Raw genomic sequence first — 16,060 nt, 5'->3', positions numbered from 1 at the left:
CTAAAGCCCATATATTCTTGCAACTTGTTTCCCCGGGGATAAATCCCCGGGTTAGTCAAAACTTGTTTCTTATTAGTTTTTGAATAATAAAGGTGCAAACTGATAAAGGCTGCGGCGCCAGCTTTGCCATTCGTGGGCAGTTTCGGGCGACACATAAAAATGGGTGTTCATACCGGCCTTTTTAAGCGCTTCGGTATTTTCCTTTGGATCTCCCCATGGTCCGGGGCGCGGATTTTCAATCTCGCGACTTCCGTAGCTAACGAAAAGCAGTTTTACTTTTTCCTTAAAATCAGGATGTTGCTCAATGTCGTCCATGGTGATGCTGCCACCGCTAAACATTCCCACATGCGAAAACACATCGGGATTGGCCAGTGTTATTACTCGTGTTTGCATTCCTCCCATCGAAAGACCGGCCATAGCACGGTTTTCGGCATTGGCCAGCGTGCGGTATTTCCCGTCAATCATCGGAATAATATCTTTCAGCAAGGTGTTCATAAAACCATCGGCCCAACCTTCGGGTGGCCATGTGCGCGGGCGCTCACCACCTTCGCGGTTACGCGGAGGCCTTGGCATTGCCCAGTTTCCGTTGTCCATAACAATAATAAACGGAACGGTTTTTCCTTCGGCAATCAGATTGTCCATTATCAAACCTGCGTGCCCCTGGCTCGACCAGCCGGTTTCGTTTTCGCCACCACCATGTTGCAGATACAACACCGGATAGCGTTTTTCAGGATTTTCGTCGTAACCCGGAGGCGTGTAAACAAAACACCTGCGCATGGCATTGTTGCTTTCAGAGAAATACTGAAGCTCGCGTACCTCTCCGTGCGGAACATTTTTCAAGGCATAAAACTCCTGGTCGTGTGCTGGAATTTCAATACCGCTTCCCCATCGGCTGGCTCCGTAAAAATACAAGCTGTTTGGATCAGGAACAGCGGCTCCGTCAACCCAAAGCTGGTAGTAATGAAAACCTTCGTCTTGTGGTGCCGACTCACCGGTCCACACTCCGTTTTCATCTTTTACCAAATCGTATTTTACTGCGCTTATATCAAGTTGCACTCTTTCTGCTTCAGGCGCAGAAATTTGAACACGTACCCGTCCTTCGGAATTTACCATGGGGTATTCCTTTCCGGGTTGATTTACGGAAGAGGGTTTAAAATCCTCAACTACTGTTTGTTCTGCTGTTTGCGCCATGGCAAATACAGCAGAAAAGGCCAACAATACCGTTAAAATAAAAGAATATCGTTTCATAAACTTAGTTTTGAAGTTTTAAATGGTTTTAGTTTTTAAATACCAGTTGAGCAAACTGATAAAGGCTGCGACGCCATGAGTGCCATTCGTGTGCAGTTCCGGGCGACACATAAAAATGAGTGTTCATTCCGGCTTCTTTTAATGCTTCGGTGTTCGCTTTCGGATCGCCGCCAAAACCCATTCTGCGGTTATCGAGCTCGTGGCTGCCATAGCTAACAAACAATAGTTTTACATTCTCCTTAAAAGCCGGTGAGTTTTCAACGTCTTCAGCGCTTATGCTTCCGCCACTAAACATGCCAACCTGTGTAAATACTTCGGGATTGGCCAAAGTAATCAGCCGTGTTTGCATACCTCCCATCGATAATCCGGCCATAGCGCGGTGGGCAGGATCGGCAATAACGCGGTAGTTGGCTTCCACATAAGGAATCAGATCGTTAAGCAATACTTTTTTGAAATCGGCAGAAAAATCAAAACCGCCCATCGGTCCGCCTCTTCTTCTTTGTGTTGAATCGGCTTCTGCTCCTCTTTCAGGTCGCGGCCCGCGTGGCCTTTCAAAATTTACGCTGCTGTTTTCCATGACAATGATAAACGGAAGCGCTTTCCCTTCAGCAATTAAATTATCCATAATTAGCCCGGCATGTCCCTGGTTTCCCCAACCTGTTTCGTTTTCGCCCATACCGTGTTGCAGGTACAGTACCGGATAGCTTTTCGACTGGTCTTTTTCATAACCGGGAGGCGTGTAAATGTAGGCACGACGAACTTTGTCCGACGATTTTGAATAGTAGTGCACCTCGCGTAAATCGCCATGTGGAACATCTTTTAAAGCAAAAATATCCTGGTCGTCGGAAGGAATTTCAATACCACTTCCCCAACGGCTGGCTCCGTAAAAATACAGGCTGTTTGGATCGGGAACCGCGGCTCCGTCAACCCACAACTGGTAGTAATGAAAACCAACGTCCTGTGGTGCTGATTCACCGGTCCACACACCGTTTTCGTCTTTTACCAAATCGTATTTCACTGCGCTAATATCCAGTTGAACTTTTTCAGCCTCAGGTGCCGAAAGTTGTACACGAACCCGTCCTACGGAATTTACCATGGGGTACTCCTTTCCGGGCTGATTTACTGACGAGGGTTTAAAATCCTCCACTACTTCTGATGACGATTGTGCGAAGCTAATTCCGCTGGCCATCAAAAGAATAACGAATATTTTTAAAAATTTAGACATCATAATTTGTTTGTTGAAAGTTTATGTTTTACTGTTTTAGTCCACTGTTTGTTATCCTGAAATAATCGAATGCCACGTCAAACGGCGAATCCGGTTTTGTTGTGTCGGAATCAAACCAGAACGTACTTTTCATATAGCCGGTAATAATTCCGTCGCCTACCATCAAACCTGTTTTTATGTCTTCCAATGCCAGATCTGCTGTACCCAGGATTTTGAAATTCTCGCCATCCAACGAATACGAAGCCGTATAAATACTTCCTTTTTTATCGAGTTTAAGCACCAAGGCCTGGTCGCCGGTGATTTCGTTTTTCAGGTTGAAAGAGGCCAGTGATTTTGCAATGCCGTTTTCTTCCATCATCAAATCGATGGTTCCGGGTTGCGGTTCTCTTTGGCGTGTGGTTTTTATTACTGCACGAAACATGAGTTTCACAAAATTATCATCGTCTTGGTAAGCCAGAATCCCTGTATTTTCAGGTTGAGAAGGCATCCGTGAAGCCGTCAGTTTTGTTTCCGCCGTCCAGTCGTTATTGGCGCTTTGCAGCAGAATGTTTTTGGCATTATTGGTACCTTCTGAAACATCGCCAACTTCGCTGGTAATGGTCAGGCTGCCATCGTTTGCCGAAAGACTGTGTGTTGCAGCATTTTCCCTGATCCACTGCCACTGACCTCCAACAGCACCGATAAACTCGTCACTAACGGCTTCCACATCAAAATTGAAATAGTAGGTGTTGGTTTCGAGTGTGATGTTGTCGATGAATTTCACCACGGCAGTTCCGGGAATCTGTTTTGCCTGCTGTATATCAACAGTAATTCCATTTCCGGCGGCCGTTGCTTTTAGTTCAGGCACTTTGGTTTTATCTTTCAGCAGATAACTGTAAGCTTTTACATCTTTATCGAAGCTTTCGATGGGCTTGCCGTTTACCAAAATTGATTTTGGGTTGAGGTCGGGCATTACTTTAACAGGAAAGCTGCTTGATTCGGTTACCCCATCAACAGTTACATAAGCAAATACCAATGCAACACCTACTCCGGTAGCAGTTACTTTGCCGTTTTCATCCACGCTTACCACCGCCGGATTATTGCTTTTGTATTCAATTTCAGCTTTCGAAATATCGTAAAAACTATCGTCCGACATAGCAGCGGTCACACTTGTTTGTGCTGGATTTCCGGGACGCAGTATCACCTTGTCGCTTTCGGCAACTACGGTTGTTAACACCGGCTTGTATTCACCACTCATAATCGTTTCCAGTTCGGCTTTTATGTCTTTTGACGATGCCCCGATTTCGAAAATATAACGTCCCTGGTCGAAGGTAATTTTACCGGCTTCGGCATCCCAAAACCAAAGGTCGTCGCAATCGATATCAATCGAAACACGTTTTGTCTGCCCTGCCGGAATGGTTACGCGTTTAAATCCTTTCAGTCGTTTTATGGGGCGCTCCAATTCTGCCGGACTGTCGGGTGTTTTCACATATACCTGCACCACCTCGTCGCCGTCAACCGCACCAGTATTTTTCACATCAACACTTACGGTAACCTTATCGTGAGGCGTTAGTCTTGTTTTGCTGATACTGAAGCGATTGTATTCGAAAGTGGTGTACGACAATCCATAACCAAATTCATACGAAACCGGTTTATCAAAATACCAGTAAGTTCTTCCGTTCGAGCCATCGCCACGCAAGGTGTAATCGTTAAATCCGGGCAGGTCGTTTAACGATTTATGCCAGGTAACATTCAATTTTCCACCGGGATTTACATCGCCAAATAAAATGCGCGCCATCGCGGTTCCCTGCGCCTGCCCGTTGTAGCCGGTCCAGACAATTGCGGGAATATTCGGGTTGTTTTTAAACTGCTCCACTTCTACCATTCCCATGGTTTGCATTACCACAATGGTGTTTGGATTTTCGGCAGCCACAGCCTCGATGAGTTTATTCTGATTTCCGGGTAAAGTAATCGCAAAACGGTCAGACTCTTCGCGGCCGGTAGTTTGATCGGTTCCCACAAAAACCAGCACCACATCAGCAGTAGCAGACATTTCAAGTGTTTCCTGATCGGTTGCAGAACTTTCGGCCTTGCGGTAAACCAGTACCAGCGTTTGCGGCCCTGAAATTCCCAGCGTATTGATTTTTACCGCCACATTTTGCGGACGGGAAAATCCACGGAATCCACCGCTTTGCTGAACGGCCTCAATTTTTTGAGTTGCCAGAATATTTCCGGTTGCCGAGCTAACACGCACTTCTAGCAAACCGCCGTTTCCGGAGGCTGCTACGTTAAAGCGGATCGAATCGACATCGGTAATATCCACATTGTCGTAAGCCGTCCAGTCGCCATCTTTTACACCGCGAATTGAGGTTCGTCCAAAACGTGCTGCCACAATTAATCCGGGTGCCGAATCATCATATTTTGTAGCATCGAATTCGGCCACTACTTCGCTACCTCTAACTGTTGAGAAACTGTTCATGGTCAGAAAATCGGTATTTCTATCCGTATTTCCTGTTGATGCAGAAACAACTTCAATGTCGAGGTTATGCTTTTTTATATAATTCTGAATACCTAAAAGCGGCGAGATACTTAAATGAGGTTCAATTGGCCCCGAGTAATCGCCCAGTTCCACCTTATCGGCCTGTGGCCCCAAAACCGCAATTTTTTTGATGTGTTTGGTATTAAGCGGCAATGCTTTTTCGGCAGGTTTAACTGTTACCTCATTTTTTAGAAGAACCGGTGTTTTTGTAGCTATTTCAATGGCCAGATCGTTGTGCGAAGGATCATTCACAATATCCGGTTTTATACCTGCGTACGGTACAATTTCTGCCGGGTCGAACTCTCCCAAACGCATCCTTGTGGTAAATATATTAATCAGCGCTTTATCGATATCGGCCTGAGCAAGCATACCTTTTTCCAAAGCACCCAAAGCATGGTTTTGATACACTCCGCCACAGTCGGTATCAACCCCGGCTTTTAAACCCAGCGCCGCTGCTTCTTCATAACTATCCGTAAAATGATGGCCGCGAACGATGTCGTCGATTGCACCGCAGTCGCCGGTAGCGTATCCGTCCATTCCGTAGGTTTTTCGCGCTACCGTATCCACCAAATATTTACTGGCCGACATGGGAACGCCGTTAACAGCGCCATAAGCAGTCATTATAGAAGGTAAATTGTAATCGCGAATCAGCGTCCGGTAAGGAAGCAGGTAAAACTCGCGCATGTCGCGGTCGTCCATATCTGAGCTGCCCGAATGCCGGTTAAACTCGGTATTGTTCGCAAAATAATGTTTTCCGCAAGGGACAGTTTTCAGGTAGGTGGGGTCGTCGCCCATCAGGCCCTGAATAAAACCTTTTCCGATTTCAGAAACCAGGAACGGATCTTCACCAAACGTTTCGGCGGTTCTTCCCCAACGTGGGTCGCGGGCCGGTTCAATTACCGGCGACCAGTAAGTCAGCGTAAAAATCAGGTCGTGGTTAAAACCACGCGCTTCGTCGGAAATTACTTTTGTTTCGCGTTTAATCAGCTCCGGGTCCCAGGTTGAGCCCACGGCTACACTGTTTGGAAACGAAGTGGCTGTCATTCCGCTGTTGTTGTTTCGGCCCATTATTCCGTGCAGTGCTTCGCCCCACACATCGTAATGGTTTACGCCAAGCCGCGGAATAGGTGGCATGGTATTTCCCAACTGACTTTGTTTTTCTTCGGGAGTCATCCGCGAAACAAGGTCGATGGCCCGCTCTTTAAACGAGTAAGCCGTGTTGAGGTAAATGGGTTGCTTCGCTATTTGGCTTTGTGGAATAAATGCCAGCGCCAGCAGCGAGATTAGTATTAAAATCAGGGATGTTGATCGTTTAAAATTCATAATCAAATGGAGTATTGTTTATTTAAAAGGTATTTCAATTTGTGTATATGTTTAGTTATTATTCCTACGGAATTTATCCGGCAATTATTTATCGTTTACGTTCAATTTTCATCGTTCCTAACTCAGAGGAACTCAGTACTTATTAGTTTTATGTAATCCTTCTCGCCTACAAGAATTATGTTTTTGTCATTTCCTGAAATCGCGTGAATTTCGGCATCCGTGATTTTATAAAGCTGATGACAATGCGAGCAGGATGGGATGGTCATTACTCTTCCCTGCTGCAGTAATAAGATATATTGATCGTGCATTGCATCGTAAAAAATATCACGGGGTTCTTCATTTAGTTTTGCTTTAAAACCTTCCTCATCAGTGTAAATCAACGGGCGTTCGGTCCAAACACTTCCTTTTGATGAAAAATACAAAACAGGTTCCCCATCGGTATTTTTACCCACCACTGCAATTTGATTTTGGGTAAGCAGTATTTTATTGAACGTGCACGATTGGTAATACCCTTTGTACGTTTCATTAAAATCGATTACGTTCCATTCTGTTCCATTGCTGGTATAAAAAATTTCGCCATGGTTCGTAAGTCCGTAGCAATAAGTTTCATTTGATGATAAGGATAGAATGTTTCCTTTTAGTTCCACGTTGGCAAATTCCAGTTTTTGGTCTAAAGACCCGATTCGTAATTCTCCTGAATTATAGCCTGCCAAAACTTTGTTTTTGAATAAAGTCAGGCAATTAACGTTTTTGACTGTTCCCGAATGGATTGGTTTAAAAACTCTATCCTCGTCAACGCAATAGATTGTCCCATCGCTACCCGCAGAAACCACATATCTCTCGTTGGCAGCAACAGTGCTGAACTTTACATCCTGAATGGTTTTCGATTGAACTATCTTTCCATCACCTGAAATCCAGTTCATACCGCCATTTTCTGAAACAGTTATGAATCCATCGCCAAAGGCTGCAACCGAAATGTTGTCTGTTTCTTTTTCAACATTCAAATCAGAAGAAAAAGAAAACCCAAGACCAAAACAGGCAACTACTAACACTAAGGGTTGCCACAGTTTTGATATCGGGTTTCTTCTCTTCATAATTTGTATATAAAAAGTGCTTATTTTATTCCACTGTTTTCAATTTTGAAATAATCAAAAGACACATCAAAAGGTGATTTTGGCTGGTTGTCTTGCTGCATAAATCTTCTGAAACGTACCATGCGGGCAGGCATCACACCATCGCAAGCCACCATTCCGGCCTGAATATTTTTCAGCACAACGCTGGCTGTTCCAACTTCTTCGTATTTCTTTCCGTCAGTTGAGCAGAAAGCGGTGTAAGTTTCTCCTTTTTTCACCAGCTTCAACACCAATGTATTGTCGTCTTTTATGATGTCAGCCATGCTGATGTTCACTGTCGATTTTTCATCGCCGCCATATTCAACCGAGAGTTCCACAGCACCGGGTTGCTCTCCTGCCCCCTGGCCAAATCCTCTTCTTCCAAAACTGGCTTTGTACACCAGCTTTACAAAATTGTCATCGTCCTGGTAGGCAACCAAACCTGCATTTTCCGAAAATCCTGTAGGTTTTCGCGAGCATACAATTTTGGTTTCGATGGTCCAATCGGTGTTGGCACTTTGCAAAATCAGGTTTTCAGCATCGTTACTTTCGCCGGCAATACCGCCTTTGGCACTGGTAATCACCAGCGAGCCTGCTTGTTTTGTTAGGCTCAGGTTTTCCGCATTCTTGCGAACAACATTCCATTGTTTACCCAATTCTGCAGCTTTAAATTCGTCGCTTTCTGAGGCCACACCAAAATTCACGGCGTATTCATTTTTATCGAAAGTGATGTGATCGATCATCGAAATGGATGCTGTTCCCGGCACGCCATTAGCCTGGTCAATCTTCACTTCAACATTCGCATCGTTTGCCGAGGCCTCCACCACAGGTGCCTCATCAGAACTGTTTTTCATCAGGAAACTGTATTGTGCCGTTTCCGGGCTGAATCCTTTCACCGGGTTGTTATTCACCTTAATCGATGCCGCTTTCAGATCGGGCATTACTTTTACCGGAAAACCGTCGGATTTTGTTTTTCCATCGATGGTAACATGCGCGAAGATGGTAGCAACGCCGGTTCCGGTTGCTGTTACTTTTCCGTTTTTGTCTACATCAGCAACAAGCGGATTATTGGAGCTGTAAACCACTTTAGCCTTCGAAATGTCGATGAAACTGTCGTCGGTCAAAGCTGCGGTAACACTGGTTTGTGCAGTCTCTCCTTTTCGGAGTACAACCGTGCCACAATCGGCAACCACTGTTTTAATCTCCGGAATCGCTTTTCCACTCATTGTAGCACTAACTGTTCCCTTAATATTTTTGGAAGACGTTCCGATTTCGAAGACATATTTTCCCTGATCATAGGTAATTCTATCTTCTTCCATATCCCAAAACCAGAGGTCGGCGCAGTTGATGTCGATGTCAACAGTTTTGGTTTGCCCCACGGGAATGGTAACACGCTGAAATCCTTTCAGGCGTTTGATTGGACGCTCCAGTTCTGCAGGACTTTCAGGAGTTGTCATGTAAACCTGTACCACCTCATCGCCATCGTAAATTCCGGTATTTTTCACATCAACGCTGATTGTAATTTTATCACCTGGAGTGATTGTATTTTTGTTGATTCTGAAATTGCTGTATTCAAACGTGGTATACGACAATCCGTATCCGAATTCGTAAGAAACATCTTTATCGAAATACCACAACGTACGGCCATTTTTATTGGCTCCGCCACGAAGTGTATAATCGGTTATCGGCGGAAGATCGTTTAGCGATTTGTACCACGTTGCATTGAGTTTTCCTCCGGGATTAGCGTCTCCAAACAAAATGCTGGCAATGGCATCGCCTTGCGCCTGTCCGTTGTAGCCAACCCAAATAATTCCGGGAATGTTTTGCAGGTGTTTGAATTCCTCTACTTCCACACATCCCAGCGTTTGCATAACAACAATGGTATACGGATTTACGGCTGCCACCGCTTTAATCAGATCAACCTGGTTACCCGGAAGCAACAAGGTCAGACGGTCGGCCTCTTCAGTAGCTGTTTTTTCATCGGTACCTACAAACACAACGGCAACATCTGCATTTTTAGCCGTTTCTATGGTTTTTTCATCAATTGGTGCATCGTTGGGTGCCGAGTAACAGAAATACAAAGTTTGCGCTTCGGTTACCCCCAGTTTGTTCACCTTGATTTTCATCATGCTTCCTCCGCCATACACACCTCCGGCGCGTTTTCCTGAAGCAACGGTAGCTTCTAACGTAGCCACCAGGTTTCCGTCGGGTGAGCCCACCCGCACTTCAATAATTCCACCTTCTGTTGGAATATTCACCACAATTCCCATGCTGTCGACATCTGCCAGGTCGATGTTTTCGTAGGCTGTCCACGAGCCGTCGTCAATGGTTCTTACCTGTTCGGTTGAGCCCATTCCTGAGCCTACGGTTATTCCTTCTGAGGCAGCGGAATATTTTGTGGCATCGTGTTTACTTACCGAACCGTTGCTTTTATACAATTCAAAATCGGCTACGTAAAGCAGGTTACTTTTACTTAAAGTATTTCCACCTGAACTGTGCACAACTTCAGTATCATATCCTTTTTCTTCCAGGTATTTTTCAATTCCCTTTAGCGGAGTGATCATATTATCGGCTTCCGGTCGTCCGGAATACGGGCCAAGTTCCACTTCATCGGCCTGTGGCCCGATCAGGGCAATTTTGCCTAACTCTTTTGGGAACAGTGGAAGCGCCTGCCGATTGGTAGCTGCCACCAAATTGTTCTTCATCAGCACCGGAGTTTTTGTGGCAATTTCTTTTGCCAGTTGTCTGTGCGCCTCCGAATTAACGGTTGTTGGCGGGAACAATGCATAAGGAACCTGTGCCGGCGGATCAAACTCGCCGGTTCTCATCCTTATCGTAAAAATATTTAGCAGTGCGCGGTCGATATCGGCCATCGAAATAAGTCCCTGATTGTACGCATCGATGGTAGAGCGCTGGTACACATTCCCACAATCGGAATCAACGCCGGCTTTTAAACCCTGTGCCGTTGCCTCTTCTCCGGTTTCAACATAGTAGTGGCCGGTATAAATGTCTTCAATGGCAGCACAGTCGCCGGTTATGTAACCTTTCATTCCGTAGGTTCTGCGGGCAATCGTATCCAGGTAATACGGGCTGGCCGAAGTTGGCACTCCGTTTATCGCGTTGTACGACGACATAATGGAAGGCAGATCGTCCTCTTCAATCAGTTTTTTGTAAGGCGACAGGTAAAACTCGCGCATATCGCGGCTGTCCATATCCGAGCTGCTTACGTGCCGGTCGAATTCGCTGTTGTTGGCCAGGTAATGTTTGGCACTTGGAACAGTTTTCAGGTAATTCGGGTCATCACCCATCAACCCGCGAACAAAACCCGCGGAAATTTGCGACACCAAAAACGGATCTTCCCCATACGATTCACCTGTTCTTCCCCATCGCGGATCGCGGATTGGTTCAACCACCGGCGACCAATAAGTAAGGCCTTTTGTTCCGGTGGCATTAATTGCCCGGGCTTCGTCGGAAATAGCTTCAGCCTCGCGTTGAATCAGTTCAATATCCCAGGCAGAACCCAGTGCCACACTATTGGGAAAGGATGTTGGCCCCTGAATCCCGGCGCCGGGATCGGCAAATCCCAACACTCCGTGCAGAGCCTCGCTCCAGGTATTATAGGCTTTTACACCCAGCCTTGGAACCGGCGCCATGTTGTTTCCAAGCAGGCTTTGTTTTTCTTCCAATGTCAGCCTCGATACCAGATCGGCGGCACGTTCTTCAAACGAATAAGCCGTATTCAGGTAGATTGGCATTTTAGAAACCAGCGTTTTATTTTCAGCAGGTTTTAAGGCCATAAACAGACCAATGGCGATAATTCCCGCAAAAACTAACAGGCTTCTTTTTATAAATTTGTTGTTCTTGTTCAACATTTTTCAGTGAATTGAATGTTTCAATTATTTGAAAAGCAACGGTGCAAATTCATTCAATGCCCGTCGCCACGTAAGCCACTCGTGAGCTGTTCCCTGAGATTCGTGAAATACGATATTATTGATTCCGTGTTCTTTGAGTTCGAGTACCTGATCTTTCGGGTTCCGTTCTTCGGTACCTGTGCTAATGAAAAAAAGGTTCATTTTTGAATTAAATGCATCGGCATCTTTAAACACACCGTTAAAAGCGTCAACTGCATCACCACGAACAAAAAATCCACTGAATGTTCCCATCCAGGCAAACATATCCATGTTGGCGAATACGGTCATTGTGGTTTGGAAACCACCCCGTGATAATCCGGCCATAGCACGGTTTTCCCTGTCGGTCTTTGTACGAAAGGTTTTATCGATGTATGGCACCAAATCTTTGGCAAAAATTTCAGTTACATTTCCAGAAGCTTCGCGAACATCGGAATTGGTTTTGATATCGCCACTCGGCATTACCACAATCATAGGTTCCGCTTTTCCGGCTTCAATCAATCCGTCCATAATATTGGCCATGTGGCCTTGTACCGACCAGCCATTTTCATCTTCGCCCCAGCCATGAACGAGGTACAAAACCGGGTACTTTTTATTCGGATTGGCTTCATATTCGGCAGGAACATACACATTGATGTGGCGCTCCAAACCATTGATATCCGACCAGTAATGAATGGAACGAACCTGCCCGTGAGGAATATCTTTGTTGAAACGGTAGTAATCGCCTTCGGGGCCTTCAGGAATCTCAATACCCGACGATTCCCAGTTGCTTCCAAAAAATACTTCACTATTTCGGTCCATCACTGCTACACCGTCAATCAATATTGCGTAGTAATGAAAACCAACTACCTGCGGATCCGACGTGCAGGTCCAAACACCGCTTGTATCTTTGGTCATATCGTATTTTTTTCCGGCCAGATCCACCTGCACTTTTTGTGCGGTAGGTGCCACCACTTTAAAGATCGCCTCACGTGTTTCGGCATTTACCGCCGGATAACGCGCCAAAAATGTATTTGTTGAGGAAGGTTTAAAACCTTCGGGTAGAGGCACGGGCTTTTGTCCGCGCTGAATGCCTGCGAACTGGGCTGAAACCACGCTGCAAAGGAATATTGCAGCCAATGTTATATATAATTTTCTCATGATTATTTTATTGGTTTATTGATTTAAGTTACAGTTTGTATCTTTTGCCCAGAATGAGTTTATCTCCTGAGTCGTCGATTTTATAAACCTGAGGTTTACGAGGGCCATTTTCTTCGGCATGGTGAATGATAAAAAGCCGCTCTCCATCGAAAGTGGTAAAGATCATACCGTGGCCAGAGTTATCGCCTTTAAAAGAATCTTCTTCCTGAACCCACGGGCCTTTTATGCTTCCTGATTCAGAGTAAGCAATACCCTGAGCATAGCGAGTATCGCCCCAGCTCGACCATAACATACCCAATTTTCCGGTTTGTGTTTTAAACAACTGCGGTCCGTCGGTAACCCAGCCCGGCATTTTCATTCCAAAAGTAGCTTCGCCAATGCTGTTCATTTCTTTCGACCAGGCTGCTTCACTGGCCCTGAACATTGTGATAGGCTCAGCAGTCCGGTGTGTCAGATCTTTTGATAGCGGCATGTAATCCATGGTGCCGTCAATCAGTTGTGTCCACTCGTGCACAAAAACCATGTATACGGTATCGTTCTCTTCGTAAAGGGTTCCATCAATAATATCCCAATCGCGTGGTCCAAGGCAAAAATCATATTCCTCAACCAGTGGTTTGTAAGGGCCTTCGGGTGAATCGGCCACCAAAAGCTGCGTTTGGTTGGTAGGCACAGTATATCGGCGCGCAACATGTTCAATCGGGTTACCGTGGTCGTTCCAGGTTCCGGCGAGGTAATATTTATCGCCAAATTGGTGAATTTCGGCAGCAGCTACAAAATGCCCATCCATCCAGGTTCCGGTGAGGTCGATTATAGAATACGGGCCGGTCCACATTTTCAGGTCTTTACTCTTATAAAGGCGGCCACCTGTTCCGGTTAAGTAGTACGTTTGTGTTGTTTTATCAGGGAAAATAAACGGGTCGCTCATCGATATTTCATCCAGCGAAACGGTTTTTATTTCGGGTGTCGGACGAGGAGGTCTTGGAGGGCGTTGTCCCCCCGGAAGCATTGTTCCACCGAAGTTCAGTTGCCCCGCATTTGCCCGTGGAGCACCCTCGCCTCTGATAACTTTTGGCTCAGCACTTTTATAGTCAAGCAACGAGAGCATACGTAAACCATAACGTTTTCCAAGCATGCGGTAACCTTCGGAGGTAAAGTGCAGGCCATCGCCACGTTGCGGACATCCAACCGACGGAATTACGTAGGCATTGGGAATTACATCGGGCAGCGTGGCAATAATTTTATTCATACTTGCGCAACTGCCACCCTGATCATCACCAACCACTTCTCCGGCAAGTAAAGGCACATTTTCGGCCTGAAGGCCAAGATCGGCAACCAGGTTGTCGTATACAACTTTAACTTTCTCAGTCCATAACGAATCGCCGGTATTCGACTCTCCCTGATGCAACAAAATACCTTTTATAACACCATCTTTTTGAGCCAGTTTAGCCATTTCAACCAAACGGCTATAAGGATCGTTATCATAAGGTTTGAGCATGCCCATCATCCAACCGGGAGCTGTTTCCACGTATGATTCACAACTATCCTTGTCGAACAATTCAATCTTACAACCGCCAACGGCAACATTAATAACACCAACCTTAATATGTTTAGGCAAATTTTCGACCAGTGTTCTGCCAAAATAATCGGCAGGCGTTAAACCTGTTTTGCAACGGCATAAAGGCGGTACAGCCGTGTACCAGCTTCCTTTTGTTCTGCCAAGTTCGGAGCAATCGATGGTTGACATTACCTGAAAACGCGGATCTACATCTTCAGTATCCTGCGCTTCAATACGCGCACTCCCTTCCATATTTGATTGCCCAAAGCAGAGGTAAATATGAAAATTAGGATCCTGCGAAAATCCTTTTAACTGAACCACCAAAAGGGCAGCCAGTAGAAGAACATAAGTTTTAAGTTTCATTGTTTTACAATTTTGATTTAGTTTTTTAAGAATGCAGTTTATTTATTATCAGTGTCTGCTGAAATCTGATCAATGATTCTGAAATAGTCAAAATCAACGTATCCTCCGGTATTCTTTGTGGCGTAGTTAAACAATCCAAAACGATAGCCCATAAAATGTTCCATCAGGGTATACTCCATTTTTAGCGGACCGCCAATTGCTGTCCATGTTTTACCATCGAGACTGTAATAAAAGCGGGCAATATCTTTTCTGTCGCGGAAATCGCAGTCGATTTTAAAGTACACTTCGTTTTGTGTTAACGGGAGACTTTCCATTTCAACCGGGGTATCGGTTTCGTTACTGATCATGTAAATGAATTTCTCGCTATCAACCATTTTTACGCCTACTTGTCCATACTTTCTTTGCAAGGCGCACAATCCGGCAAAATCGCCATCCTTCATTTCCGAAGCATCCATTAATGTATTGGCCGAACTTACAGGGCCAAATGTTCGCTGAGTAAGGGTGTTTCTTGCATATACAAAACTATCGTCAACACGGCCGGTGGTTAACCGGAGGTAACCTTTGCGGTCGCGAACCGACCAAAGTTCATTCACCGGATTGTGGTTCCACTGCCAAACCAACGGTAGGTCTGCATCCTTTTTCTTGCGGTCGAAATCATCAGAGTTTACAATTCCGGGGATTAAACCTTTGCTTGCCGGTAAATCCAGCGTTTCGGGAACTTTTCCATCAACCCCCAAAACAGGCCATCCATCTTCCCATTTTACAGGCACTAAGTACGGAATGCGGCCTACCGAACCATAATCGCGGAAAAGAAAAGAAAACCATTTTCCATCGGGTGTGTCAATTAATCCGCCCTGCGCAACACCTTTATCCTGCAAGGCCAGGCGGCCTTCCCACGGGCCATTTATATTATCGGCCCGGTGAATAACAACCGAACGCATGATACCGCGCGGCCAGGTAATGTTAAACAGGTAGTATTTTCCATTTGCTTTAAAAAGTTGCGAACCTTCGGCAGGCAGCATAATATTGTCGCCAGCCGGTGCACTTGCATTTTCAATCAATACTTTTTCGGTTCCTTCCTTAACACCCGAAAAATCAGGTTCCAGTTCGGCAATCATTAATCTTCCGGCTCCCCAAATCATATAAATTTTGCCATCGTCGTCGAAAAACAAGGTATTGTCGTGCAAACTCGGAGAAAATTCGTGTCTCTTCCATTCGCCTTTTTCAATGTCGTTTGTTGAGAAAACATATGTTTTACCGGTTGTACTCGAAAAGGTTGAGACATAATATGTGTTGTTATGGTAACGGATACAGCTCGCCCACGATCCTTTTCCATAGGCGCGTTTTTCTTTATCAAGATTCATGGCATCATTGTCTGCCAGCCTATCGTAGGCATAACTCACCATCTCCCAGTTTACCAGATCCGTAGATTTCATAATCGGCACTCCCGGCGCCATGTGCATGGTAGTGCTACTCATGTAATAATTATCGCCAACGCGAATCATCGAAACATCGGGTACATCGGCGTGAATGATTGGGTTTTTGGCTTTTAACGCTTGTGCACGGCTATTTGATACTATAAACAGCATCAGGATTATCAGTAAAAAAGAACGTGTTTTCATCTTATTAAAGTTGTTTATTATTAAAGGCTTATGATAGAATTCACCT

General features: G+C 45.3%; 8 protein-coding genes. All 8 read right to left on the bottom strand.

Translation table 11 applies throughout. The features are described 5' to 3' along the window. Positions 1–72 precede the first annotated feature (72 nt). Positions 73–1,248 carry an alpha/beta hydrolase gene (locus LH29_RS06725; RefSeq protein WP_045027032.1) on the bottom strand — a complete coding sequence of 392 codons (1,176 nt, stop codon included), beginning with the start codon at positions 1,246–1,248 and terminating at the stop codon, positions 73–75. Between the two features lie 28 nt (positions 1,249–1,276). Next, complete coding sequence (locus LH29_RS06720; protein WP_045027030.1) at positions 1,277–2,476, bottom strand: alpha/beta hydrolase; 1,200 nt, start codon at positions 2,474–2,476, stop codon at positions 1,277–1,279. Between the two features lie 25 nt (positions 2,477–2,501). Beyond that, a complete protein-coding gene (locus LH29_RS06715) occupies positions 2,502–6,314 on the bottom strand; it encodes a glycoside hydrolase family 3 C-terminal domain-containing protein (RefSeq protein WP_045027027.1) in 3,813 nt (1,270 codons plus the stop codon). Between the two features lie 122 nt (positions 6,315–6,436). After that, the gene (locus LH29_RS06710) at positions 6,437–7,408 is read right to left on the bottom strand and encodes a hypothetical protein (RefSeq protein ID WP_045027025.1); all 972 of its coding nucleotides are present in this window, start codon (positions 7,406–7,408) and stop codon (positions 6,437–6,439) included. A gap of 20 nt (positions 7,409–7,428) precedes the next feature. Beyond that, on the bottom strand, positions 7,429–11,298 hold the full coding sequence (locus LH29_RS06705; protein ID WP_157493592.1) for a glycoside hydrolase family 3 C-terminal domain-containing protein: 3,870 nt from the start codon (positions 11,296–11,298) through the stop codon (positions 7,429–7,431). A gap of 24 nt (positions 11,299–11,322) precedes the next feature. Further along, positions 11,323–12,474, bottom strand: coding sequence for an alpha/beta hydrolase-fold protein (locus tag LH29_RS06700; RefSeq protein WP_082063446.1), 1,152 nt, complete (start codon positions 12,472–12,474; stop codon positions 11,323–11,325). A gap of 28 nt (positions 12,475–12,502) precedes the next feature. After that, positions 12,503–14,392, bottom strand: coding sequence for a sialate O-acetylesterase (locus LH29_RS24745; protein WP_198152357.1), 1,890 nt, complete (start codon positions 14,390–14,392; stop codon positions 12,503–12,505). 38 nt (positions 14,393–14,430) lie between these two features. Then, positions 14,431–16,014: a glycoside hydrolase family 43 protein gene (locus LH29_RS06690; protein ID WP_045027023.1), complete on the bottom strand. Its 1,584-nt coding sequence runs from the start codon at positions 16,012–16,014 to the stop codon at positions 14,431–14,433. Positions 16,015–16,060 lie beyond the last annotated feature (46 nt).

The sequence above is a fragment of the Draconibacterium sediminis genome, assembly GCF_000949475.1.
Taxonomy (GTDB): domain Bacteria; phylum Bacteroidota; class Bacteroidia; order Bacteroidales; family Prolixibacteraceae; genus Draconibacterium; species Draconibacterium sediminis.
This window is presented reverse-complemented; position numbering and strand designations above follow the sequence as displayed.

Bases quoted from the DNA above. Each gene is read 5' to 3' on its own strand.
- LH29_RS06725 (WP_045027032.1), bottom strand. From the start codon at position 1,248: ATGAAACGATATTCTTTTATTTTAACGGTATTGTTGGCCTTTTCTGCT.
- LH29_RS06720 (WP_045027030.1), bottom strand. From the start codon at position 2,476: ATGATGTCTAAATTTTTAAAAATATTCGTTATTCTTTTGATGGCCAGC.
- LH29_RS06715 (WP_045027027.1), bottom strand. From the start codon at position 6,314: ATGAATTTTAAACGATCAACATCCCTGATTTTAATACTAATCTCGCTG.
- LH29_RS06710 (WP_045027025.1), bottom strand. From the start codon at position 7,408: ATGAAGAGAAGAAACCCGATATCAAAACTGTGGCAACCCTTAGTGTTA.
- LH29_RS06705 (WP_157493592.1), bottom strand. From the start codon at position 11,298: ATGTTGAACAAGAACAACAAATTTATAAAAAGAAGCCTGTTAGTTTTT.
- LH29_RS06700 (WP_082063446.1), bottom strand. From the start codon at position 12,474: ATGAGAAAATTATATATAACATTGGCTGCAATATTCCTTTGCAGCGTG.
- LH29_RS24745 (WP_198152357.1), bottom strand. From the start codon at position 14,392: ATGAAACTTAAAACTTATGTTCTTCTACTGGCTGCCCTTTTGGTGGTT.
- LH29_RS06690 (WP_045027023.1), bottom strand. From the start codon at position 16,014: ATGAAAACACGTTCTTTTTTACTGATAATCCTGATGCTGTTTATAGTA.